General features: G+C 39.9%; 24 protein-coding genes, 1 rRNA gene and 1 other annotated feature. All 25 genes read left to right on the top strand.

Features of this window, described 5'->3' with window-relative positions; translation table 11 throughout:
* The first annotated feature begins 22 nt into the window (after nucleotides 1-22).
* The 25 genes from rrf to rpoB all read left to right on the top strand — a co-directional run bounded on the left by rrf (nucleotide 23) and on the right by rpoB (nucleotide 24,875).
* Nucleotides 23-138, top strand: a 5S ribosomal RNA gene (gene rrf / locus KHA96_RS22485).
* An 827-nt stretch (nucleotides 139-965) separates the two neighbouring features.
* The gene (locus KHA96_RS22480) at nucleotides 966-1,427 is read left to right on the top strand and encodes a CtsR family transcriptional regulator (RefSeq protein WP_213131585.1); all 462 of its coding nucleotides are present in this window, start codon (nucleotides 966-968) and stop codon (nucleotides 1,425-1,427) included.
* Between the two features lie 16 nt (nucleotides 1,428-1,443).
* Complete coding sequence (gene mcsA, locus KHA96_RS22475; protein ID WP_213131573.1) at nucleotides 1,444-1,989, top strand: protein-arginine kinase activator protein McsA; 546 nt, start codon at nucleotides 1,444-1,446, stop codon at nucleotides 1,987-1,989.
* A complete protein-coding gene (gene mcsB, locus KHA96_RS22470) occupies nucleotides 1,986-3,059 on the top strand; it encodes a protein-arginine kinase McsB (RefSeq protein ID WP_213131572.1) in 1,074 nt (357 codons plus the stop codon). Before mcsA ends, mcsB begins: the two co-directional genes overlap by 4 nt.
* Before the next feature lie 11 nt (nucleotides 3,060-3,070).
* On the top strand, nucleotides 3,071-5,515 hold the full coding sequence (clpC, locus tag KHA96_RS22465; RefSeq protein ID WP_213131571.1) for an ATP-dependent protease ATP-binding subunit ClpC: 2,445 nt from the start codon (nucleotides 3,071-3,073) through the stop codon (nucleotides 5,513-5,515).
* A gap of 361 nt (nucleotides 5,516-5,876) precedes the next feature.
* Nucleotides 5,877-7,250: a DNA repair protein RadA gene (gene radA, locus KHA96_RS22460; protein WP_213131570.1), complete on the top strand. Its 1,374-nt coding sequence runs from the start codon at nucleotides 5,877-5,879 to the stop codon at nucleotides 7,248-7,250.
* 374 nt (nucleotides 7,251-7,624) lie between these two features.
* Complete coding sequence (locus KHA96_RS22455) at nucleotides 7,625-8,722, top strand: PIN/TRAM domain-containing protein (protein WP_213131569.1); 1,098 nt, start codon at nucleotides 7,625-7,627, stop codon at nucleotides 8,720-8,722.
* Between the two features lie 36 nt (nucleotides 8,723-8,758).
* Nucleotides 8,759-9,436 carry a 2-C-methyl-D-erythritol 4-phosphate cytidylyltransferase gene (gene ispD, locus KHA96_RS22450; RefSeq protein WP_213131568.1) on the top strand — a complete coding sequence of 226 codons (678 nt, stop codon included), beginning with the start codon at nucleotides 8,759-8,761 and terminating at the stop codon, nucleotides 9,434-9,436.
* Between the two features lie 14 nt (nucleotides 9,437-9,450).
* On the top strand, nucleotides 9,451-9,927 hold the full coding sequence (ispF, locus tag KHA96_RS22445; protein ID WP_213131567.1) for a 2-C-methyl-D-erythritol 2,4-cyclodiphosphate synthase: 477 nt from the start codon (nucleotides 9,451-9,453) through the stop codon (nucleotides 9,925-9,927).
* A gap of 48 nt (nucleotides 9,928-9,975) precedes the next feature.
* On the top strand, nucleotides 9,976-11,433 hold the full coding sequence (gltX, locus tag KHA96_RS22440) for a glutamate--tRNA ligase (protein WP_213131566.1): 1,458 nt from the start codon (nucleotides 9,976-9,978) through the stop codon (nucleotides 11,431-11,433).
* A 474-nt stretch (nucleotides 11,434-11,907) separates the two neighbouring features.
* Nucleotides 11,908-12,573, top strand: coding sequence for a serine O-acetyltransferase EpsC (gene epsC / locus KHA96_RS22435; RefSeq protein ID WP_213131565.1), 666 nt, complete (start codon nucleotides 11,908-11,910; stop codon nucleotides 12,571-12,573).
* Nucleotides 12,563-13,960, top strand: a complete 1,398-nt coding sequence (gene cysS, locus KHA96_RS22430) for a cysteine--tRNA ligase (RefSeq protein WP_213131564.1) — start codon at nucleotides 12,563-12,565, stop codon at nucleotides 13,958-13,960. The genes epsC and cysS overlap by 11 nt, the downstream gene beginning before the upstream one ends.
* Nucleotides 13,961-13,965: 5 nt before the next feature.
* On the top strand, nucleotides 13,966-14,388 hold the full coding sequence (locus KHA96_RS22425) for a Mini-ribonuclease 3 (RefSeq protein ID WP_249315876.1): 423 nt from the start codon (nucleotides 13,966-13,968) through the stop codon (nucleotides 14,386-14,388).
* Nucleotides 14,385-15,128, top strand: coding sequence for a 23S rRNA (guanosine(2251)-2'-O)-methyltransferase RlmB (gene rlmB / locus KHA96_RS22420; protein ID WP_213131562.1), 744 nt, complete (start codon nucleotides 14,385-14,387; stop codon nucleotides 15,126-15,128). The genes KHA96_RS22425 and rlmB overlap by 4 nt, the downstream gene beginning before the upstream one ends.
* Nucleotides 15,129-15,131: 3 nt before the next feature.
* Nucleotides 15,132-15,641: an NYN domain-containing protein gene (locus tag KHA96_RS22415; protein WP_213131561.1), complete on the top strand. Its 510-nt coding sequence runs from the start codon at nucleotides 15,132-15,134 to the stop codon at nucleotides 15,639-15,641.
* A gap of 68 nt (nucleotides 15,642-15,709) precedes the next feature.
* The gene (sigH, locus tag KHA96_RS22410) at nucleotides 15,710-16,360 is read left to right on the top strand and encodes an RNA polymerase sporulation sigma factor SigH (RefSeq protein WP_213131560.1); all 651 of its coding nucleotides are present in this window, start codon (nucleotides 15,710-15,712) and stop codon (nucleotides 16,358-16,360) included.
* 250 nt (nucleotides 16,361-16,610) lie between these two features.
* Nucleotides 16,611-16,757: a 50S ribosomal protein L33 gene (gene rpmG, locus KHA96_RS22405; protein ID WP_213131559.1), complete on the top strand. Its 147-nt coding sequence runs from the start codon at nucleotides 16,611-16,613 to the stop codon at nucleotides 16,755-16,757.
* 71 nt (nucleotides 16,758-16,828) lie between these two features.
* On the top strand, nucleotides 16,829-17,014 hold the full coding sequence (secE, locus tag KHA96_RS22400) for a preprotein translocase subunit SecE (RefSeq protein ID WP_213131558.1): 186 nt from the start codon (nucleotides 16,829-16,831) through the stop codon (nucleotides 17,012-17,014).
* Nucleotides 17,015-17,173: 159 nt separating this feature from the next.
* Nucleotides 17,174-17,707, top strand: coding sequence for a transcription termination/antitermination protein NusG (gene nusG / locus KHA96_RS22395; RefSeq protein WP_213131557.1), 534 nt, complete (start codon nucleotides 17,174-17,176; stop codon nucleotides 17,705-17,707).
* A 162-nt stretch (nucleotides 17,708-17,869) separates the two neighbouring features.
* A complete protein-coding gene (gene rplK / locus KHA96_RS22390; RefSeq protein WP_213111992.1) occupies nucleotides 17,870-18,295 on the top strand; it encodes a 50S ribosomal protein L11 in 426 nt (141 codons plus the stop codon).
* 104 nt (nucleotides 18,296-18,399) lie between these two features.
* Nucleotides 18,400-19,089 (top strand): 50S ribosomal protein L1, encoded by a 690-nt coding sequence (gene rplA, locus KHA96_RS22385; protein WP_213131556.1) that lies wholly within the window; start codon nucleotides 18,400-18,402, stop codon nucleotides 19,087-19,089.
* A gap of 52 nt (nucleotides 19,090-19,141) precedes the next feature.
* Nucleotides 19,142-19,285: a sequence feature (ribosomal protein L10 leader region), on the top strand.
* Between the two features lie 35 nt (nucleotides 19,286-19,320).
* Nucleotides 19,321-19,821, top strand: a complete 501-nt coding sequence (gene rplJ, locus KHA96_RS22380; RefSeq protein WP_213131555.1) for a 50S ribosomal protein L10 — start codon at nucleotides 19,321-19,323, stop codon at nucleotides 19,819-19,821.
* A 201-nt stretch (nucleotides 19,822-20,022) separates the two neighbouring features.
* Nucleotides 20,023-20,388 carry a 50S ribosomal protein L7/L12 gene (gene rplL / locus KHA96_RS22375; RefSeq protein WP_213131554.1) on the top strand — a complete coding sequence of 122 codons (366 nt, stop codon included), beginning with the start codon at nucleotides 20,023-20,025 and terminating at the stop codon, nucleotides 20,386-20,388.
* Nucleotides 20,389-20,471: 83 nt separating this feature from the next.
* Nucleotides 20,472-21,074 carry a class I SAM-dependent methyltransferase gene (locus KHA96_RS22370; protein WP_213131553.1) on the top strand — a complete coding sequence of 201 codons (603 nt, stop codon included), beginning with the start codon at nucleotides 20,472-20,474 and terminating at the stop codon, nucleotides 21,072-21,074.
* 246 nt (nucleotides 21,075-21,320) lie between these two features.
* The gene (gene rpoB / locus KHA96_RS22365; protein ID WP_213131552.1) at nucleotides 21,321-24,875 is read left to right on the top strand and encodes a DNA-directed RNA polymerase subunit beta; all 3,555 of its coding nucleotides are present in this window, start codon (nucleotides 21,321-21,323) and stop codon (nucleotides 24,873-24,875) included.
* The last annotated feature ends 22 nt before the right edge of the window (nucleotides 24,876-24,897 follow it).

Below are 24,897 nucleotides of genomic sequence, written 5' to 3'. Positions count from 1 at the left end.
ATTTCTCTTAACTGAATACTTGTCTGGTGACGATGGCGAAGAGGTCACACCCGTTCCCATCCCGAACACGGAAGTTAAGCTCTTCAGCGCCGATGGTAGTAAGGGGTCTCCCCTTGCAAGAGCAGGACGTTGCCAGGCAATTTAAGACATTCTCAAATGAGGATGTCTTTTTTTATCTGTTAGAGATGCCGAAGGCATCAAAGAAGAAGCGCACACAATGTAAGCGAGGGTCAGGAGGAACAAGAAGATCGAGGAATCAAGGGAGAGAGACTCGCAATGGGCTATGCCCATGAGAATCGAGCGAACGCGGATGACGAAGAGATTCGCCGGTCATCGTGATCCGCAGCGCGAACACGGAAGTTAAGCTCGCGCGCCGATGGTAGTAAGGGGTCTCCCCTTGCAAGAGCAGGACGTTGCCAGGCAAATAAGGACACTCTCAAATGAGGGTGTTTTTTTGTTTACTTAAGAGTTATTATTAATTGCTGATTTTCGTGTAGATATGAGAATTCGTAGGCGGAAAATTTCCGGCTATTGTATATAGTGAAGGCTTAAGAGGCAGATATAAGCGGAGATATTCCGGTTAACTACTCTAAATAGGACAAATTCCAAGGATTAAGTTAGGATAAGTGGAAAACCTACTCCTATTTTTCAAAAAATATCGGTATTTCACAATTTAAACGGAATTTATCCGTCTATTTTTCAAATACAGTGAAATCAACATTCAGTTATTATGATAGCTTTATTTAAAATTTTGTCACAAATATGCCACGCATCTCCAAATCACGTCACAGCTGTACGTTTTTAACCTTAAAAATCTTCATGACCACCTATTAAGTGGTTTCGTTTTTTTTCCACATGGATAAAATAATGTTGGGAATAGACAATTGCATTTTATACGCACCCTCTTGTATAATTAAGTCAAATATAGTCAAAGTCAAGCGTCGTTTCAAGGAGGTGTCTTGATGATGCGGAATATATCCGATGTAATTGAAAGTTATTTAAAAAAAGTGCTTGAATTAAGTGAATCGGAGATTGTTGAAATTAAAAGAAGTGAAATCGCCGATAAATTTCAGTGCGTTCCTTCCCAGATTAACTACGTTATAAATACTCGCTTTACGATTGAAAGAGGGTATATGGTTGAAAGTAAAAGAGGGGGAGGAGGTTATATCCGGATTACGAGAGTAAAGACGCACACGAAAGCTCATCTTATTGACCAGTTAGCGGCGCTTGTTGGAAGAAATATTTCTCAAACTAGTGCACAGGATATCATTTTTCGGCTTTTGGATGAGAGGGTCATTACGAGGAAAGAAGCAAAATTAATGCTAAGTGTTATCGATCGTACTGTTATATATCTTGACTTGCCAGAACGTGATGAAATGAGAGCTAGAATTCTTATTGCCATGCTTCAGGCTATTAAATACGATTAAAGGTAAGGTGAAGGTGATGATATGCCAAGAGTGCAAAGAAAGACCTGCTACGATGCATTTTACAAAAGTCGTAAATGGTGAAAAAACAACGATCCAACTTTGCGAAAAATGTGCGCAGGAAAAAGGCGAAATGTTCATGTTGGATGGCGCAGGGGGTTTTTCATTTAATGACTTACTTGCAGGTCTTTTGAATTTTGATCCTACTTTTCAACAGGCTAAATCGCAGCCTTCTCCATCTGAGCAAATTGTTCATTGTGAAGTATGTAAAATGACGTTTCAGCAATTTATAAATATTGGCCGATTTGGCTGTGCAAATTGTTATGATGCTTTTAAGGATCAGATGGCACCAATCCTTAAAAGGCTCCATAGCGGCAATATAAAACATGGTGGAAAGGTCCCAAAAAGGATTGGGGGATCTATCCATATTAAAAAGCAGATTCAAACACTAAAAGAAGAGCTGCGTTCCTTAATTGCTAAGGAAGAGTTTGAAGAAGCTGCCGTTATACGCGACCAAATACGTTCCCTCGAAAATACGGAGTTGAATGAGGAGGGAAGACCATGAATCTAGAAAAGTTTTTAAACAAAGCAGTCAGCTCATGGATGAGTGCGGAAGGCCCTGATTCAGACATTATTTTAAGTTCCCGTATCCGACTTGCAAGGAATTTTCGAAAGTCTAAATTTCCAACATTGTTTAGTAATGAAGAAGCAAGGGAAATTATTAATCAAGTTAAAGGCTTAACGGACTCTAATTTATTTCAATCATACGGAGCAATGGAATTTTTGGAAATTGAGGATTTAAAATCATTGCAAAAGAGAGTTCTTGTAGAAAAACATTTAATTAGTCCTCGCCTCGCGGAAAATGCTGCTCATAGCGCCGTCATATTATCGGAAAATGAAGACATCAGTATTATGGTTAATGAAGAAGACCATATAAGAATTCAATGTTTATTTCCGGGACTGCAAATAAATGAGGCTTTGGAAAGTGCCAACGCGATAGATGATTTATTAGAAGAAAAGGTAGACTATGCTTTTGATGAAAATCTTGGATATTTAACGAGTTGTCCGACGAATGTTGGAACAGGGCTAAGGGCTTCTGTCATGGTTCACCTTCCTGCCTTAATTTTAACAAGGCAAATGAATCGTATCATACCTGCGATAAACCAACTAGGACTTGTCGTGAGAGGGATTTATGGAGAAGGTAGTGAAGCCTTGGGCAATATTTTTCAAATATCCAACCAAATCACGCTTGGAAAATCTGAGGAAGACATCGTAGGAGATTTAACAAGTGTCGTCCAACAGATTATTGCTCAGGAAAGGTCGGCTAGGGAAGCATTAGTAAAGACATCGAACATACAATTAGAGGATAGAGTATTTCGATCATACGGAATTTTAGCGAACAGCCGAGTTATAGAAACAAAAGAGGCTGCTGAATGTTTATCCGATGTAAGATTGGGCATAGATACAGGGTATATAAAGCATTTATCAAAAAATATTCTCAACGAATTAATGATTTTAACACAGCCTGGATTTTTACAACAATATGCTGGCGGTCCCCTCCGTCCGGCTGAGCGTGATATTAAAAGAGCCACATTTATTCGTGAGCGTTTAAAACTCGAAGAGAAAGATAGCTAGGAGGAGATCGTATGATGTTTGGACGTTTTACTGAGAGAGCACAAAAAGTATTGGCGCTGTCACAAGAGGAGGCAATCCGTCTTGGACATAGTAATATCGGTACTGAGCATATTCTGCTTGGGCTAGTAAGAGAAGGCGAAGGAATTGCTGCCAAAGCTTTATATGGTCTTGCATTAGGACCTGAGAAGATCCAAAAAGAGGTAGAGAATTTAATTGGGCGCGGCCAAGATACTTCCCAAAATATTCACTATACACCGAGAGCAAAAAAAGTAATTGAGCTTTCTATGGATGAAGCGAGAAAATTAGGCCATTCTTATGTTGGCACAGAACATATTCTATTAGGCTTAATCCGTGAAGGAGAAGGTGTAGCGGCCCGTGTATTAAATAATCTAGGGGTTAGCTTAAACAAAGCCCGCCAACAAGTGCTTCAGCTTTTAGGGAGCAATGAGGCTAATAATCATGGAGGAGGCTCATCCAGTGCCAGCACACCGACATTGGATGGTCTTGCTCGTGATTTAACCGCCATTGCTAGAGAGGGTAGCCTTGACCCTGTGATTGGTCGAAATAAGGAAATTCAAAGGGTCATTGAAGTATTAAGCAGACGGACGAAAAACAATCCTGTTCTGATTGGAGAGCCTGGAGTTGGTAAAACAGCGATTGCAGAAGGGCTTGCGCAGCAAATTATCCAAAATGAAGTTCCGGAGATTTTGCGTGATAAACGAGTAATGACACTCGATATGGGAACCGTGGTAGCTGGAACAAAATATCGCGGTGAATTTGAAGATCGCCTTAAGAAAGTAATGGATGAAATTCGCCAAGCAGGAAATATCATTTTATTTATAGATGAGCTTCATACATTAATTGGGGCTGGCGGGGCAGAAGGTGCAATCGATGCTTCCAATATATTAAAACCGTCTTTAGCACGTGGAGAATTGCAATGTATTGGTGCTACGACACTTGATGAATATCGAAAATATATTGAAAAGGACGCTGCACTAGAACGTCGTTTCCAACCGATTCAAGTTGACGAACCGACAGCAGAAGAATCGATTCAAATTTTAGAAGGCTTAAGGGATCGATATGAGGCGCACCACCGTGTTTCGATTACAGATGAAGCGATTGAAGCAGCTGTAAAATTGTCAGATCGTTATATATCCGACCGCTTTTTACCAGATAAAGCGATTGATTTGATCGATGAGGCGGGTTCGAAGGTTCGTCTTCGCTCGTATACAACTCCTCCAAACTTGAAAGAGCTTGAAGTGAAACTCGAGTCGATTCGCAAGGAAAAAGATGCAGCCGTTCAAAGTCAAGAGTTTGAAAAAGCCGCTTCCCTTCGTGATTCGGAACAGCGTCTTCGTGAAGAGCTAGAAGAAACAAAGAAAACGTGGAAAGAAAAACAAGGCCAGGAAAATAGTGAAGTGACAGTCGATGATATTGCCCATGTAGTATCTAGCTGGACTGGAATCCCAGTCTCCAAGCTTGCAGCAACAGAAACTGAAAAATTGTTGAACTTGGAAGAAATTTTACATTCTCGAGTCATTGGCCAGGAAGAAGCGGTAAAGTCAGTAGCGAAGGCAGTTCGTAGAGCAAGAGCAGGTTTAAAGGATCCGAAACGACCAATAGGTTCATTTATTTTCTTAGGACCGACCGGTGTTGGTAAGACGGAACTTGCTAGAGCCTTGGCAGAAGCGATGTTCGGTGATGAAGATGCGATGATCCGGATCGATATGTCTGAGTATATGGAGAAACATTCAACCTCAAGATTAGTCGGCTCTCCTCCAGGCTATGTCGGATTTGAAGAGGGCGGGCAGTTAACTGAAAAAGTAAGAAGGAAACCATATTCAGTCATATTGCTTGATGAAATTGAAAAAGCTCACCCTGATGTATTCAATATTTTGCTGCAAGTTTTAGAAGATGGACGCCTTACTGACTCTAAAGGTAGAACGGTTGACTTTAGGAATACCGTGTTAATTTTAACTTCAAACGTTGGGGCTGAATCTTTAAAACGGAATAAGTATGTTGGATTCAGTATTCAAGACGGTGAACAAGATTACAAAGACATGAAGAGCAAAGTAATGGAAGAATTGAAAAAAGCCTTCCGTCCGGAATTCTTGAATCGTGTCGATGAAATTATTGTTTTCCATGCTCTTGAAAAGCCGCACTTGAAAGAAATTGTTACACTTATGGCGGAACAATTAATGAAGCGGCTAAAAGAGCAGGAAATGGATTTGGAAATGACGGATGCAGCAAAAGAAAAAATTACAGATGAGGGCTTTGACCCTGAATATGGAGCACGTCCACTAAGAAGGGCGATTCAGAAATTTATAGAAGATCGCTTATCAGAGGAATTACTAAAAGGTAATATTTCAACAGGGCAACATATTTTGATTGATGTTGAAAAGGGAGAGTTTACAGTAAAATCGACTGAAAAATCAGCTGAAAAATCCATCTCGTAAAGAGCTAATTTAAGGAGAAGGTATTTTTGTTAAAGCAAATATAAGTTCAGCAGAAGTTGCTTAAGCAAAAAGCCAGGGTACACTGATTTTTAATGTGTACCCTGGTTGTTTCTTAGTTGTTCAGGCGTCTTTCATTTTTTTTGAAACCTAAGCGGCGGGTCATTCGTTTTATATTAAGGGAATTTATTGTTTGTACAAGCCCAAAAAGCCGGCTTTTATCCTTAATAAGGAAGTTTTGAAGTTCTTATGGAGCTTTTAATATCAGTCTCCAAGGAATAGAATGTATTTCTCACTATTAATATTTAAAGCAAATAACAACAATGGCTGGGAAAAGGGCTTATATTAAAAGAGGGAGAAAAAGATGGCAAAAAAGAAAACAAAGTTTATGTGTCAAGCTTGCGGGTATGAATCAGCTAAGTGGATGGGGAGATGCCCCGGTTGTGGGGAATGGAATCAAATGGTTGAAGAAGTCGATATAATTGGGAAACAGCCAAGAAGATCATTTCAACATACCTCAACTGAAGAAGTTTCGAAAGCATCTCCCATCACTTCAATTGAAACAGAAAATGAACCACGTGTGACGACAGAATTAAAAGAATTAAACCGTGTACTCGGCGGAGGAGTTGTCCCAGGGTCCCTCATCTTAATCGGCGGCGATCCAGGAATCGGTAAATCAACATTGCTTCTGCAGGTTTCCGCACAACTGGCAGCTGTAAATCCAAAGGTCCTCTATATTTCCGGTGAAGAGTCTGTTAAGCAAACAAAGCTTAGAGCCGATCGACTAAATGTATCATCCCCTGAACTGTATATTTATTCAGAAACAAATTTAGAAATGATCCACCAAACAATTGAAAATTTATCTCCTCAATTTGTAGTGATAGACTCCATTCAAACCGTCTATCATCCAGAGGTCACATCCGCTCCCGGAAGTGTATCACAAGTCCGAGAATGTACAGCGGAATTAATGCGTATTGCGAAAACGAAAGGTATAGCCATCTTCATAGTTGGCCACGTAACAAAGGAAGGGGCCATTGCAGGTCCGCGTTTACTGGAACATATGGTTGATACTGTACTCTATTTTGAAGGTGAAAGACACCATACATATAGAATACTGCGTGCTGTAAAAAACCGTTTCGGTTCGACTAATGAGATGGGGATTTTTGAAATGAAGGAATCAGGCTTGGAAGAGGTAGCGAATCCATCGGAGATTTTCCTAGAGGAAAGATCGAAAGGCACTTCCGGTTCCACCGTTGTTGCCTCCATGGAAGGAACTAGACCAGTATTAGTAGAAATTCAGGCACTAATCTCCCCAACTAGCTTTGGAAATCCAAGAAGAATGGCAACGGGTATTGATCATAACCGAGTATCATTAATTATGGCAGTTTTAGAAAAAAGAGTAGGATTATTATTACAAAACCAAGATGCTTATTTAAAAGTCGCAGGTGGAGTGAAGCTGGATGAACCTGCGATTGACCTAGCAATTGCTACAAGCATTGCCTCTAGCTTTCGTGATAAACAAACGAGAGCCACGGATTGCATCATCGGTGAAGTAGGATTAACAGGGGAAGTGCGTCGTGTTTCGAGAATTGAACAACGTGTTCAAGAATCGGCAAAACTGGGATTTGAAAGAGTCATCATACCGGCCAATAATATAGGGGGATGGAAAGTGCCCGCTGGAATTGAGGTTATTGGTGTTAATACTGTAGGTGAAGCACTTCAATATGCATTTGCATAGAAAATAATATTTTTAAACGGCTGTCCAGCTCCAGCGCCTATCGACTAGCAAACTTTACAATAAGGTATCAGAGTCATCATAACCGACTCATCGCTTTCCTTTATTTCAGGCTGATGCCCCGAAGTTAGTATGTCGATGAATGCGGCGCTTGTGTCTTTCTTATAAAAATAGACTATTTGTCCTACTCCAAAATTGACATTAATATATAAAATTGCTACCTTTTGGTGAAGGAGATTATTTACAAATAATGTTATATTAAAATGAAGACTCCTATTTTATAGAGGCTCTTACGTTAGCGAAGGAAAATATTTACAACCCCACGGTTTTAAAGCGCGTTAATTGTTCATAATTAAAAGAAGGAGGTGAAGGAATGTATGTTAAAAAGAATTGTGCAAGCATGTTTTTTACTACTCGGCGGGACCCTTGGGATTTTTCTTATTCCCGAATTATTAAAATTGGTAAAATTGGATAGTGTGGCATTAATCAATAATCCGTATATTTCAGCTATTATAGGTGCAATTATTTTTTATTTATTAACTTTTTGGGCGGTTGATTTTATTGTCAATGGAGTAAAATGGCTCGAGGATCGGCTTGTAAAAGCTCCTATTACAGACATTTTATTTGGTAGTCTTGGTCTCACTTTCGGTTTAATAGTCGCATTTTTAGCGGGTTTGGCCATTAATCAAATGGAAATACCTATTATTAATACGTATGTTCCAATCTTGTTGACTTTACTGCTTGGATATTTAGGATTCCAGGTAGGCTTTAAAAAACGTGATGAACTTACAAGCCTTTTTTCAATCAATCGCAGTGGCAAGAAAAGAGGATCAGATGGATCAGAAACGGAAAAAGAGATTCCCGCCAAACAGTTAAAAATATTAGATACAAGTGTCATTATTGATGGTCGTGTTGCCGATATTTGCCAAACTGGATTTTTAGATGGGATAATAGTCATTCCTCAATTTGTTCTGGAGGAGCTTCAGCATATTGCGGATTCATCTGATGCTTTGAAGCGCAATAGAGGAAGACGGGGCCTTGATATTCTCAATCGAATTCAAAAAGAAATAGATGTTCAGGTAGAAATGTATGAAATTGATTTTGAGGATATTCAGGAAGTGGATAGCAAGCTGATAAAATTAGCGAAATTGACAGATGGGGTCGTAGTTACAAACGATTATAATTTAAATAAAGTATGTGAGTTTCAAAACGTAAATGTATTAAATATCAATGATCTCGCTAATGCAGTGAAACCTGTTGTACTGCCAGGCGAAGAGTTAAATGTACAAGTGATTAAAGATGGGAAAGAGTATAATCAAGGTGTTGCTTATTTAGACGATGGGACGATGATTGTAGTAGAAGAGGGCAGAAATTACATTGGGAAACGGATTGATGTAATTGTGACAAGTGTCCTGCAAACATCGGCTGGACGTATGATTTTTGCGAAGCCCAAGATATTAGAGAAAGCATTATAATATAGTTCAACGGGAACGAGAATAGGGGTAAAAGTAATGAATTATCAAGTGATTATTCCAGCTGCGGGTTCTGGGAAGAGAATGGGTGCAGGGTATAATAAATTATTGATGAATCTGGCAGGAAGACCCATTATTCTTCATACACTTGATGTTTTTGAAAAAGATCCTTATTGTAGTCGAATCATTCTCGTTATTCAACCGGATGATGAGCCGTTTTTTAAAGATATTCAAAGCCGCTATCCTAAGATTCACATAGTTTTAGGTGGCAGCGAGCGGCAATACAGCGTTTATAATGGATTGAAAGCCGCTGAGGCAGATGGAATCATTCTTGTTCATGATGGAGCTAGACCTTTTATTCGTCCTAAAACTATATCGAGTCTCGTTGAATGTGCGAGGAAAGAAGGTGCAGCGATAGCGGCTGTTCCAGTTAAGGATACGATTAAAAAAGCAACTGATCTCAAAGTCATTGAAACGGTAGACCGATCCAGCTTGTGGCAGGTACAAACTCCACAAGCTTTTCGTTTTTCCGTGTTACAAAGCGCACATGAGCAAGCAAAATTAGAAGGATATTTAGGGACAGATGAAGCATCTCTCGTAGAAAAAGGCGGCTATCCTGTAAAAATCGTTGAGAGCGACTACGATAATATTAAATTGACGACACCTGAGGATATTTATTTTGCGGAGGCTATTTTAAGGAAAAGACAACAACAGTAAAGGAGAATACATAAATGTTTAGAGTTGGGCAAGGCATTGATGTGCACGAGTTTGCAGAAGGTCGTCCATTAATAATTGGTGGAATTGAGGTCCCTTACAATAAAGGTTTGATTGGGCATTCTGATGCGGACGTGCTTTTACATACAGTAGCGGACGCCTGTCTTGGCGCGATTGGAGAAGGGGATATCGGCAGACATTTCCCTGATACAGATCCAGAATATAAAGATGCTGATTCTGCTAAGCTTTTGGTTCATGTGTGGCATTTAGTAAAAGAGCGTGGGTACTCTCTCGTAAATATAGATTGCACAATCATGGCGCAAAAGCCGAAAATGGCTCCGCATATTGATAAAATGAGGGAGCGAATCGCGGAACTATTAGAGGCAGATATATCTCAAGTGAATGTCAAAGCGACTACAACAGAGCGTCTTGGGTTTGTGGGCCGTGAGGAAGGAATCGCTTCTCAGGCGGTTATATTAATACAAAAGCGTTAAAAATTATTGTAAAATAAAAAGACTGTGATTTTGAATGGAGGCAAAAAAATGTCAAATGACGTGAGAGTGCGCTATGCCCCGAGTCCAACGGGTCATTTGCATATCGGAAATGCGCGTACAGCACTTTTTAATTATTTATTCGCACGCAATATGGGTGGAACATTCCTTATAAGAATTGAAGATACAGATTTGAAGAGAAATATTGAGGGCGGAGAAGAGAGTCAGCTTAAGTACTTAAAATGGCTAGGAATTGATTGGGACGAAAGTATAGATAAAGACGGCGGCTATGGTCCATATAGGCAATCTGAACGTGTTGCTATATACAAAAAATACTACGATGAGCTTTTAGACCGCGGTCTAGCCTATAAATGTTACTGTACCGAAGAGGAACTAGAAAAAGAGCGTGAAGCGCAAATAGCACGCAGTGAGATGCCGCGCTATTCGGGGAAATGTGCTCATCTCTCCAAGGAAGAACAAGCTGCACTAGAAGCGGAAGGACGCGTACCGAGCATCCGCTTTAAAGTACCTGCTGGTAAAGTGTATGCTTTCACTGATATGGTGAAAGATGAAGTTTCCTTTGAATCTGATGGTATTGGAGACTTTGTTATTGTTAAAAAAGATGGGATTCCAACTTATAATTTTGCTGTAGCCATCGATGACCATCTGATGAAGATTAGTCATGTCCTCCGCGGAGATGATCATATTTCAAATACTCCAAAACAATTAATGATTTTTGAGGCATTTGATTGGGAACCTCCAACATACGGTCATATGACACTTATAGTCAATGAAAGCCGTAAAAAGCTAAGTAAGCGCGACGAATCAATTATTCAATTTATTGAGCAATACGCTGACCTAGGCTATTTACCTGAAGCTTTATTTAACTTTATTGCATTGCTTGGATGGTCTCCACAAGGCGAAGAAGAAATTTTTTCAAAAGAGGAATTTATTAAGATTTTCGATGCTAGCCGCTTATCAAAATCTCCTGCATTATTTGACAAACAAAAGCTTGCTTGGATGAATAATCAGTATATGAAAAAGCTAGAATTAGATGAGGTTGTTGCTCTCGCATTACCTCACCTAGTAAAAGCTGGACTTGTGAGTGAGCAGTTAAATCAAGAAGAGGAAGATTGGGCAAAAGGCTTAATAGCACTATATCAGGAACAAATGAGCTATGGGGCGGAAATCGTAGAATTATCAAGCATGTTCTTTATAGATGAAATCGATTATGATGAAGAAGCTAAAGCTGTATTGGATGAGGAGCAGGTGCCTGAAGTGCTGAGCGCATTTTATGACGAGGTCGACGCCCTTACACCATTTAAGGCAGATGGTATAAAACAAGCAATAAAAGCAGTCCAAAAATCAACAGGACAAAAAGGTAAAAAGCTATTTATGCCTATTCGCGTAGCGGTAACAGGGCAAACACATGGACCGGAACTTCCAAACGCGATAGAATTATTAGGCAAAGAAAAAATAAAAAGACGACTAGAGCGCTTGAAGGGTTAACAATTAGACAAAAATATAATATATTAAGTTTATAATCAAAACGTTGACGAGGAAAAGTAAAAAAATGATGCTGATCAGAGAGTACCGCCACCGGCTGAGAGCGGGACCAGCTACTCATTTTTTGAAGTGCCCCTCTGAGTCCTAATCCGAACAGGGAAACTAAGTAGGTGCTGGCGGTAATCTTGTCGTTATCAAGAGGAGCTGGGGTGCCGTATTTTAATAAGCTGTGCCCAACCAGAGTGGAACCGCGCCAAAAGCGTCTCTGATTCTTTCAGAGGCGTTTTTTTATATATATTTTATGTCTAGCTCCAGCGCCTATCGACTAGCAAACTTCTTGTCCTTCTCCCTACGATAAGTCAACATCGATTCGCCTTTACAGGCTCATCGTGTTTCCTTTATCTCAGTCGAAGGCCCTGAAGTTTGTACGTCGATAAGCAAGGCGCTTTCGCTTTTCTAATAAAGGGGGTCATAACTATGTTCAAGCGAATGAAAGAAGATATAGATACGGTATTTGACCAGGACCCTGCTGCTAGGACTAGTATAGAGGTTATCCTAACGTATTCAGGTTTGCATGCCATTTGGGCGCATCGAGTGGCACATGCATTATATAAGAATAAATGGTATTTTGCTGCAAGAATGATTTCTCAAATTAATCGTTTTTTTACAGGAATTGAGATTCACCCCGGTGCGATCATCGGGCGCCGCTTCTTCATAGACCACGGGATGGGAGTCGTGATTGGAGAAACATGCCGTATAGGTGATAACGTAACAGTTTATCAAGGGGTGACTCTAGGCGGAACCGGAAAAGAAAAAGGGAAGCGGCATCCGACTTTGGAGGATAATACCCTCATCGCAACGGGCGCCAAAGTGCTAGGAAATATCACAATCGGGAAAAATTCAAAAGTAGGAGCAGGTTCCGTTGTTTTGAAAGATGTACCTCCTAATTCCACTGTTGTCGGAATACCAGGAAGGATTGTTGTCCGAGACGGAGTAAGAATAAAAGATTTGGATCACTGTGATTTACCGGATCCAATTTCGGATAGATGCACAGAAATGGAAAAAAAGATCTCCGGATTGCAAGAAGAAATCTCCCAATTACAGAAGGAAAACGCGAAAGGAGCCACGATCGATGGCCATTAAAATTTACAATACGCTTACTCGAAAAAAAGAAGAGTTTATTCCGCTAGAAGAAGGAAAAGTAAAAATGTATGTGTGCGGTCCGACCGTCTATAACTACATTCATATCGGAAATGCGAGACCGCCTATCGTATTTGATACAGTTCGCCGATACTTGGAATACCGTGGTTATGACGTGAACTTTATTTCTAATTTTACTGATGTTGACGATAAGCTTATTAAAGCGGCAGCTGAACTTGGTACAGATGTTCCGACGGTTGCAGAGAGGTTTATAGAAGCATTCTTCGAAGATGTATCTGCATTAGGCTGCAAGAGGGCGAATCTTCATCCGCGCGTAACGGAAAATATGGATATCATCATTGAATTCATAGACACATTGATTGAAAAAGGTTTCGCTTATGAATCAAATGGAGATGTTTATTATAGAACAAGACATTTTGATGGGTACGGAAAGCTTTCTCACCAATCAGTAGATGATTTAAAAATTGGCGCCCGAATTCAAGCGGGAGAAAACAAAGAAGATGCATTGGATTTTACATTATGGAAAGCGGCGAAAGAAGGCGAAATTTCCTGGGATAGTCCATGGGGCGAGGGCAGGCCAGGCTGGCATATCGAGTGCTCTGCTATGGCGCGAAAATACTTGGGGGATACGATCGATATACATGCGGGCGGGCAAGATTTAACTTTTCCGCATCATGAAAATGAAATCGCCCAATCAGAAGCGCTTACTGGCAAAACATTTGCCCGTTATTGGATGCATAATGGATATATCAACATCAATAATGAAAAAATGTCGAAATCTCTAGGCAATTTTGTTCTTGTCAACGATATTTTAAAACATGTAGATGCTCAAGTTTTAAGATTCTTTATGTTGGCTGTTCATTATCGTAATCCAATCAATTTTACAGATGAATTGTTAAGAAATGCCGGAGCTGGTCTTGAAAGGTTGAAAACATCTTACCAAAATTTAAAGCATCGTTTAAATGTAAGTGCAAATTTAACAACAAATGACGAGGAATGGCTGCGTAAAATTTCGGACTTGAAAAATGATTTTGTAAAAGAAATGGATGATGATTTTAATACAGCAGATGGAATCTCTATTTTATTCGAGCTCGCGAAACAAGCTAATTATTATTTGATGGAAGAAAATACGTCTGTTAAAGTGATTGAATCCTTCATGAATACATTTGAAGAATTATTTTCTGTTCTAGGTTTACAACTGGATGCTGCTGAGTTGCTTGACGAAGAGATTGATCAACTAATCAATGAGCGGTTGGAAGCGAGAAAAAATCGCAACTTTCAACGTGCGGATCAAATTCGCGGTCAATTAAAGGAAATGAATATTATTCTTGAGGACACACCACAAGGTACAAGATGGAAACGGGGCTAATCAACATGAATCTGCCTGATAAAAAAGTAGACTATAAGCAATTGAATAGCTTAGCGCTCGCTTATATCGGTGATGCCGTTTATGATGTGTTTATCAGACATTACCTTTTACAAAATGGTAAAACAAGACCACATCGGCTTCACCGGGAGGCGACCCGTTTTGTATCGGCTAAAGCACAATCTGGTGTATTAAAGAAAATGATTGAAGAAAATTTTTTAAATGAAGAAGAAATGAATGTTATGAAACGGGGAAGAAACGCTAAGTCTGGGACAATCCCTAAAAATACAGATGTCCTCACTTATCGGCATAGCACCGCTTTTGAAGCGGTGATTGGCTGGGTATATTTGGCGAATGAACATAATCGATTAACTGAAATTATTGATGAAGCAATTAATAAGATTGAAACCGGGGGAGTGGGAACAGCATGAGTCAGGAGTGGATTGCGGGGAAAAACCCTGTTATTGAAGCGTTGAAATCGGACCGGGATATTAATAAAATCTGGATTGCTGAAGGATCTCAAAAAGGACAAATGCAAGTAATTGTAAAACTTGCGAAAGAGCGCAACGTTTTAATTCAATACGTTCCAAAGCAAAAGCTTGAACAAAACACGAAAGAAAATCATCAAGGTGTTATAGCTCAAGTAGCCGCCTACCAATATGCTGAAGTGGATGACTTATTTGCATATGCTTCTAAAAAGGGCGAAGATCCATTTTTTCTTATTTTAGATGAATTAGAAGACCCTCATAATCTAGGCTCTATATTACGTACAGCAGATGCAGCAGGTGTGCACGGCATCATTATTCCGAAGCGGCGGGCAGTTGGTTTGACCGCTACGGTTGCTAAGCTTTCTACAGGAGCGATCGAATATATACCCGTAGCACGTGTTACGAATATTGCCAGAACGATTGATGAATTAAAGGAACGCGGTATTTGGGTATTTGGAACGGACGCTAAAGGAAGTCAAGATTATCGGAAAATGGATGCTACGCTGCCGCTTGCTATTGTCATTGGAAGTGAAGGCAAAGGAATTGGCCGTTTAATTAGGGAGAAATGCGACTTTTTAATCCATTTGCCAATGGCCGGGCATGTTACATCACTGAATGCTTCAGTTGCGGCTGCTTTGCTTATGTATGAAGTTCATCGAAAACGGAATCCAATCGAGGATTAACAAATGGATATCCTTATTGTCGATGGCTATAATATCATCGGTGCGTGGACCGAACTGATTGAACTAAAGAAGAAAGATCTTGCTGCCGCAAGGGATCGCTTAATTGAAATATTAGCAGACTATCAAGGCTATACCGGATATAAAGTAATCGTAGTTTTTGATGCTTATGAGGTTAAGGGAGTCGAAAAAAAGTATCGAAAGCATAAAATAGATGTCATTTATACGAAAGCTGAAGAAACAGCGGACGAGCGGATTGAAAAATTAGCGAAGGAATTAAGTAATATTCGAACGCAAATCCATGTTGCCACTTCAGATTTTACAGAACAATGGGCCATTTTTGGACAAGGGGCTCTTAGAATTTCGGCGCGGGAATTATTGATAGAAGTAGAAGCCATTGATCGAAAGATCGGAAAGCGGCTTGAAAAAACGAGAGAAAAATTTCCCGCATCGAAAATTCCATTGAGTGATGAAGTTGCAACAATTTTCGAAAAATGGCGGCGTGGGGAAAAATGACTAGTTGACGCTAGAAAATTTTGTCATGTATAATAGTTTTATCTACGGTTTTCAAGGGTGGGGATACGGTGATCTCAAATATCAGAATAGACGACGACATCAGATATGATTTGTTAGAAGATGAAGAATTGATCGAACTGATTCACGAAGGAGAAAGCGAAGCACTAGATTACCTCATAAAAAAATACCGCAATTTTGTTAGAGTAAAGGCCCGATCTTATTTTCTAATTGGAGCAGATAAAGAGGACATCGTGCAAGAAGGCATGATCGGTCTTTATAAGGCTATTCGAGACTTTAAAGAAGATAAGCTTTCATCATTTAAAGCTTTTGCCGAGCTTTGCATTACGAGACAAATTATCACTGCAATCAAAACAGCCACCCGACAAAAACACATCCCACTTAATTCCTATGTTTCTTTGGACAAGCCCATTTATGACGAAGAATCAGATCGCACATTAATGGATGTGATCTCTGGTGCAAAGATCCTTGATCCTGAGGAACTTCTAATCAATAGAGAAAAATTGAATAATATTGAAGAAAAAGTAATGGAGCTGCTTAGTGACTTAGAAAGAAAGGTGTTAGCGCTATACTTAGACGGGCGATCATACCAAGAGATATCGGATGAATTAGATCGTCACGTAAAATCAATTGATAACGCTTTACAAAGAGTAAAGAGAAAGCTCGAGCGCTATTTAGAACTGCATGAATTCAGCGTGTAATATATAAATGCATGAATGGACAGTAAGATTTAGTGTAGGTTGAAATCAACTGTGTAAAGTGCGATTGACTCCAGCAACAGGATAGTGGCCACTTGAAAGCAGCCGCAAGACGCGGCAAATTTAGCCTGATTTCTTTTAAAAATCAGTTCAAGATAATAAAAATCTCCCACAGATCGAAGTTTCACTGTATTGACAGAAATGAACTTCCGTGATATTTTTTATTAGATAATTGGGAGAGCGGGTGCTGCAAGTGAAAAAGAAGGTTGCTTTAATCTGTGCAGTATGTGGCTCGCGCAATTATATGACGGATAAGAATAAAGAAGATGCTACACGTCTTGAGTTAAAGAAGTTTTGCAAAAGCTGTAATGCGCATACGATTCACAAAGAAACAAAATAGCATACACTCACATATAAGAAGTGTTCTTTTGAACACGCTTTATAAGCAGCTATTTACTTGGAGGTACGATCATGTCAAGCTTAACCCAATTCTTTCGCCACGTAAGCTCAGAAATGAGAAAAGTTAGCTGGCCGAAGCGAAAGGAACTTACAGGCTATACGATTACAGTCGTGGTAACAGTTACAATCCTAGCATTATTTTTTGCAGGGATCGACCAAATTATCTCAAAATCGATTCGTTTTATACTTGGATTATAAATTCTTATTTTACCTTGAAGCTTGTATAATATACACTTTCTCATGGTATAATGAAAAATATAGATACAGAGTATTTAAAGCCCGGTCAACGGGTTTTTTCATTTGGTTAAAAATTTTAAAAAGTGCAAGTAGGGAGGGAAGGACGCTTAGTCCTATTAGATGGAAAAGAACTGGTATGTTGTCCATACTTATTCCGGCTATGAAAACAAAGTTAAAGCAAATCTTGAAAAACGCGTAGAGTCAATGGGCATGCAAGATAAAATTTTTCGGGTGATTGTCCCTGAAGATGAAGAGACTGATTTTAAGAATGGTAAAAAGAAAGTTGTAAAAAGAAAGGTTTTTCCGGGATATGTATTAGTTGAAATTATCATGACGGATGATTCATGGTATGTCGTGCGTAATACACCGGGAGTAACGGGGTTTGTTGGTTCATCAGGGTCAGGCTCGAAGCCGACTCCATTATTGCCTGAAGAAATTTCTTTTATTTTAAAGCGGATGGGAATAGATGAAAAGCGTGTTGAAGTACAATTTGAACCTGGTGAAACGGTGACGGTGAAAGAAGGGCCGTTTGCGAATTTTACTGGAAAAATTGAAGATTTGGACCAAACAAAAGGAAAAGCTAGAGTGATGGTTAATATGTTTGGGCGGGAAACGCCTGTTGAATTAGACTTCACTCAAATTGACAAATTATAATTTGAAACAACTTGAAATCTATTGTGAAAAGTGATAATATCTTTTAGGTCAGTATGCTTCTAATAGAGAGCTGATTAAGAAAATAATTTCTTATATTTTGATATGTTGAGTGGGAGGGTGAAGACCCAATTACCACATCACGGACTTAAGGAGGTGTGTCTCGTGGCTAAAAAAGTAATTAAGCTTGTAAAATTACAAATTCCTGCAGGCAAAGCGAATCCGGCTCCGCCAGTTGGACCGGCACTAGGTCAAGCAGGTGTAAATATCATGGGATTCTGTAAGGAGTTTAATGCTCGTACAGCAGATCAAGCTGGTCTAATCATTCCAGTTGAAATCACGGTATTTGAAGACCGTTCTTTTACATTCATCACAAAAACTCCACCTGCTGCTGTTTTGCTTAAAAAAGCAGCTGGAATCGAGTCTGGTTCTGGTGAACCAAATAAAAAGTCAGTTGCGACTGTAAAACGCGATAAAGTACGCGAAATCGCGGAAACAAAAATGCCGGACCTAAACGCAGCCAGCGTTGAAGCTGCTATGCTTATGGTTGAAGGCACTGCGCGCAGCATGGGTATCAAAATCGAAGACTGATTTTGATTGTAAGCAAGGTCGTTGTTGGAGGGAGGCCGGATTTCGGCCTTCCTCTATTCGTGGGAGGTTATTCCGCTAAAACCACATTATAGGAGGAAATATTAATGGCTAAAAAAGGTAAGAAATATGTAGAAGCTTTAAAGCAAGTTGATCGTTCAAAAGCTTATTCAATCAATGAGGCAGTTGAACTTGTAAAAAAAGTGGACTATGCGAAATTTGATGCGACAGTTGAAGCGGCATTTCGCTTAGGAGTAGACCCTAAGAAAGCAGATCAACAAATTCGTGGTGCAGTTGTACTTCCAAATGGTACAGGTAAAACGCAACGCGTGTTGGTATTTGCGAAAGGTGAGAAACTTAAAGAAGCAGAAGCTGCTGGTGCTGATTATGTTGGAGATTCAGAATACATCAATAAAATCAACCAAGGTTGGTTCGAATTCGATGTAATCGTTGCTACTCCAGATATGATGGGTGAAGTTGGTAAACTTGGCCGTACTCTTGGACCAAAAGGTTTAATGCCAAACCCGAAAACAGGTACTGTTACATTTGATGTAACGAAAGCTATCAATGAAATTAAAGCTGGTAAAGTTGAATACCGTGTTGATAGAGCGGGTATTATCCATGTTCCAATCGGTAAAGTTTCTTTCGATCAAGAGAAGCTAGTTGAAAACTTTGCTACTATTTTCGATACATTGTTAAAAGCGAAGCCATCTGCTGCAAAAGGAACTTACATGAAGAACGTAACAGTTACTTCAACAATGGGACCTGGCGTAAAAGTTGATCCTTCTTCAGTATAAAAAATAGTTGACTGCCAGCGAAAAACCTGGTAGAATACTATCTGTTGAAAAAAATAATAAAACATTTGTACCGTAGACAGTAGGTGCTTTAAAAGCTTAATTTCCTACCGAGGTCATTGCGATATATAATCAATCTGGCTGAATGATTGACGCATGAAACCTCCATGTCTATATGTGGAGGTTTTTCTGTGTCGGTATAAATGTCCATCTGGAATCTTGGGAGGTGTAAGGATGAGCAGAGTAATTGAGCAAAAGAAACAAATCGTGCAAGAAATCTCTGAGAAATTTAAATCAAGCGTTTCTACAGTTGTAGTTGATTACCGTGGATTGTCAGTTGCACAAGTAACTGAACTACGTAAACAACTTCGCGAAGCGGGTATTGAATTCAAAGTGTATAAAAACTCTATGACACGCCGTGCAGCGGAAGTTGCTGAACTTGCAGGTTTAAATGAATCTTTGACAGGACCAAACGCAATTGCGTTCAGCACGGAAGACGTTGTAGCTCCTGCGAAAATTTTGAATGACTTTGCGAAAAAGAATGAAGCACTTGAAATCAAAGCTGGTGTAATTGAAGGAAATATTGCAACAGTTGAAGAAATCAAAGCACTTGCAGAACTTCCATCTCGCGAAGGATTGCTTTCCATGTTGCTTAGCGTTCTACAAGCTCCTATTCGTAACTTGGCTCTTGCAACTAAAGCTGTTGCAGACCAAAAAGAAGAACAAGGTGCATAGAAAAGCGGAAACGCCTTGGTCATCGACGTACAAATTTCAGGGTCTTTGACTGGGATAAAGGAAACACGACGAGGTACGAGTCGATGTTGACTTATCGTAGGGAAAAGGGCAAGAAATTTGCTAGTCGATAGGCGTTGTAGCTGGACAGAGAAAGAACAAGTCATATAAAAAAACAAATTAATTTAACGGAGGAAATAAATCATGACTAAAGAACAAATCATTGAAGCTGTCAAAGAAATGACAGTTCTTGAATTAAACGATCTAGTTAAAGCGATCGAAGAAGAATTTGGCGTAACTGCTGCTGCTCCTGTAGCTGTAGCTGGCGGTGCTGCTGGTGGCGAAGCTGCTGCAGAACAAACTGAATTTGACGTAGTACTTGCTAGCGCTGGTGCTCAAAAAATTAAAGTTATCAAAGTTGTACGTGAAGTTACAGGTCTTGGCTTGAAAGAAGCAAAAGAACTTGTTGACAACGCTCCTAAACCAGTTAAAGAAGGCGCAACTAAAGAAGAAGCTGAAGAAATTAAAGCTAAACTTGAAGAAGTTGGAGCTAGCATCGAAGTTAAGTAATCATCTGGAAAATAAAAAAGCTCGCTGCTTATAAAGCGGGCTTTTTTTCGCTAGATTTTTACCGCCTAGGAGGTGGGAATATTATGGCAGACCATTATTATACGCGCGAACCTGAAGTTGCAAGTGATCCGAAATTTTGGAATGTGGAATTGCGGAATCATTTATTTCGTTTTAAAACAGACCAAGGTGTTTTTTCAAAAGGTGAAGTGGACTTTGGATCCCGTTTATTAATAGATACCTTTGAACCTCCAAAAATATCAGGCCCTATACTGGATGTCGGGTGTGGCTACGGTCCAATTGGGTTGAGCATCGCCAAGGATTTACCCGATCGAGTCATTCATATGGTCGATGTGAATCAAAGGGCGATCGGGCTTGCTAAAGAAAATGCCGAACAAAATGATATTGATAATGCAAGCATTTATGAAAGTGATCGTTTGGAAAATGTAATCGAGGAAAAGTTTTCAACGATTTTAACGAATCCGCCTATTCGGGCAGGGAAGGAAGTTGTTCATTCTATTTTTGAACAAAGTTTCCACCACTTAGAATCCGATGGTGAGTTATGGGTAGTCATTCAAAAAAAACAAGGTGCTCCATCCGCAAAAGCAAAACTAGAAGAAATATTTGGGAATGCAGAAGTGGTTGCGAAAAAGAAAGGCTACTATATTTTGAGAACATTAAAATGTTGACTTGCATATGACCTTGTGATAGCATTGTAAGATGCGAATATAGTGTTTTCTAATCTATTGTCAATTTCATAATAAATTGTATGGAAGTTGGCAAAGTTGGAAAAGATTATAAAATAATAGTTCGTCATGTGAAAAATGTGGTTTTCCAGCAAAACCATTTTTCTTTTTGTTCTATGATACAACATTTTTTCTGGTTTATCCAGATGAAATGCATCATTATAACGCATGATTTGAGGGGTGAATCAGTTGACAGGTCAACTAGTTCAGTACGGACGGCATAGGAAGCGCAGAAGCTTTGCGCGAATCAGCGAAGTTTTAGAGCTGCCGAATCTAATCGAAATCCAATCTTCTTCCTACCAATGGTTTCTTGATGAGGGCTTAAAGGAAATGTTCCAGGACATCTCGCCAATCGAGGATTTTGCCGGAAATCTTTCTTTGGAATTTATCGATTATAGTCTCGGAGAACCTAAATACTCTGTAGAAGAATCAAAAGAGCGTGATGCAACTTATTCCGCTCCACTACGGGTTAAACTCCGCCTTGTTAATAAAGAAACAGGTGAAGTGAAAGACCAAGATGTATTTATGGGTGATTTCCCGCTAATGACTGAAATGGGTACCTTTATTATAAATGGTGCCGAGCGAGTAATTGTTTCGCAGCTTGTACGCTCTCCGAGTGTGTACTATAACGGAAAGCTTGACAAGAACGGTAAAAAAGGTTTTACAGCTACAGTCATCCCTAATAGAGGTGCATGGCTAGAATACGAAACAGACGCCAAGGATGTTGTCTATGTACGCATCGATCGTACTAGGAAATTACCTGTTACGGTTCTTTTGCGGGCATTAGGATTTGGTTCTGATCAAGAAATCATCGATCTTATAGGTGACAATGAATATCTCCGTAATACACTTGAAAAAGACAATACGGAGAGCATTGAAAAAGCATTGCTTGAAATATATGAGCGCCTTCGTCCTGGTGAACCTCCAACAGTAGAAAATGCAAAAAGCTTACTAGTTTCTAGGTTCTTTGATCCGAAAAGATATGACCTTGCGAGTGTTGGACGATATAAATTAAATAAAAAGCTTCACATTAAAAATCGTCTTTTCAACCAGCGCTTGGCTGAAACTTTAGCAGATCCGGAAACAGGAGAAATTATTGCTGAAGAAGGAACACTGCTTGATCGCCGTAATTTAGATAAAATAATTTCTCATTTGGAAAATGGGACTGGTTTTAAAACATATAACCAACATAGTGGAGTATTAGATGGAGATATTGTTGTTCAGTCCATCAAAATTTATGCTCCTCATGAAGATGATGATAAGGTCATCAATGTAATTGGGAATGCCTATGTTGAGGAAGGCATCAAAAATATTACACCTGCAGACATTATCTCATCTATCAGCTATTTCTTTGACTTGCTCTATGATGTAGGCGACACAGACGATATCGATCATCTTGGTAATCGACGTCTTCGTTCTGTAGGTGAATTATTGCAAAATCAGTTTAGAATTGGTTTATCTCGTATGGAGCGTGTCGTAAGAGAACGTATGTCCATTCAGGATATTAACACGATCACTCCACAGCAATTGATTAATATTCGTCCAGTCATTGCGTCTATAAAAGAGTTTTTCGGCAGTTCTCAGCTGTCTCAGTTTATGGACCAAACAAACCCGCTTGCAGAGCTTACGCATAAACGTCGTCTTTCTGCACTTGGACCAGGCGGATTAACACGTGAACGTGCCGGTATGGAAGTGCGTGACGTCCATTACTCGCATTATGGCCGCATGTGTCCAATCGAAACGCCAGAAGGACCGAATATCGGTTTAATTAACTCATTATCATCTTTCGCGAAGGTTAATCGTTTTGGTTTTATAGAAACCCCATATCGTCGCGTTGATCCGGAAACAGGGTTAGTGTCACCGCAAATTGATTACTTGACTGCGGACGAAGAGGATAATTATGTTGTAGCTCAAGCGAATGCTCCGTTATCTGATGATGGTGGATTTATAAATGAGGAAGTCATAGCTCGTTTCCGCGGTGAAAACACGGTTGTACGAAGAGAACGTGTAGATTATATGGATGTATCACCGAAACAAGTCGTGTCTGCAGCGACAGCTTGTATACCTTTCTTGGAAAATGATGACTCGAACCGTGCTCTAATGGGTGCGAACATGCAGCGACAAGCTGTTCCTCTCATGCAGCCGGAAGCTCCTCTAGTAGGAACGGGTATGGAGTATGTATCAGCGAAGGATTCTGGTGCAGCGGTGATTTGTAAGCATGATGGAATCGTTGAGCATGTTGAATCTCGTGAAGTATGGGTCCGCAACATTCAAGAAGTTGACGGTCAAGAAGTAAAAGGTGATTTGCGCAAATATCGTATGCAAAAGTTTATTCGTTCTAACCAAGGAACATGCTACAACCAGCGTCCAATTGTAAGTGTAGGAGATCGTGTAACTAAAGGAGAAATCCTAGGTGATGGTCCTTCAATGGATAAAGGTGAACTTGCCCTTGGAAGAAACGTCCTTGTCGCATTCATGACATGGGAAGGATATAACTACGAAGATGCGATCATTATGAGCGAACGTCTCGTTAAGGATGATGTTTATACTTCTATCCATATTGAAGAATACGAATCCGAGGCTCGTGATACAAAGCTTGGACCAGAAGAAATGACACGTGATATTCCAAACGTTGGTGAAGATGCACTGCGCAATCTTGATGAGCGTGGAATTATCCGAATTGGTGCAGAAGTAAAAGATGGTGATTTGCTAGTCGGTAAAGTAACTCCGAAGGGTGTAACGGAACTGACTGCAGAGGAACGTCTCCTTCACGCTATTTTTGGTGAAAAAGCACGTGAAGTTCGTGATACATCCCTTCGTGTACCACATGGCGGAGGCGGAATTGTATTAGACGTGAAAGTTTTCAACCGTGAAGATGGTGATGAACTTCCACCAGGAGTAAATCAACTTGTTCGCGTCTATATTGTTCAAAAACGAAAAATCTCCCAAGGGGACAAAATGGCAGGACGCCATGGTAACAAAGGGGTTATTTCCCGTATCCTCCCTGAAGAAGATATGCCATATATGCCTGATGGAACTCCAGTCGATGTCATGTTAAACCCACTTGGGGTGCCATCTCGTATGAATATTGGGCAAGTACTAGAATTACACTTAGGAATGGCAGCTAGAAGTCTCGGTCTTCATATGGCATCCCCAGTATTCGATGGTGCAACTGAGGAAGACGTGTGGGAAACGATTGAAGAAGCAGGAATGGCGAACGACGCCAAAACAGTCCTTTATGATGGTAGAACGGGAGAAGCTTTTGATAACCGTGTATCTGTAGGGGTCATGTACATGATCAAACTAGCGCACATGGTTGACGATAAGCTGCACGCTCGTTCAACAGGACCTTACTCGCTTGTTACCCAACAGCCACTTGGTGGTAAAGCACAATTTGGTGGACAGCGTTTTGGAGAGATGGAAGTTTGGGCACTTGAAGCATACGGTGCAGCTTATACACTTCAAGAAATCCTAACGGTTAAATCAGATGATGTTGTTGGACGTGTGAAAACGTATGAAGCGATTGTGAAGGGCGAAAATGTTCCTGAACCAGGCGTACCTGAATCATTTAAAGTATTAATCAAAGAACTTCAAAGTCTTGGTATGGATGTAAAAATCCTTTCAGGAGATGAAGAAGAAATAGAAATGCGCGACCTGGATGATGACGACGATGTCAATCAGGCAGATACATTGAATATTGCTCCAGATGCTAAAGTAGAAGAAACGGCAGCATCATATGAATAATTCCTTGAAATTAGCATTAAGG

It is taken from the genome of Bacillus sp. FJAT-49711, assembly GCF_018343715.1.
Classification (GTDB): Bacteria; Bacillota; Bacilli; order Bacillales; family Bacillaceae_C; genus Lederbergia.
The sequence above is the reverse complement of the archived record's forward strand: the minus strand, read 5'-3'. Positions and strand labels throughout refer to the sequence as shown.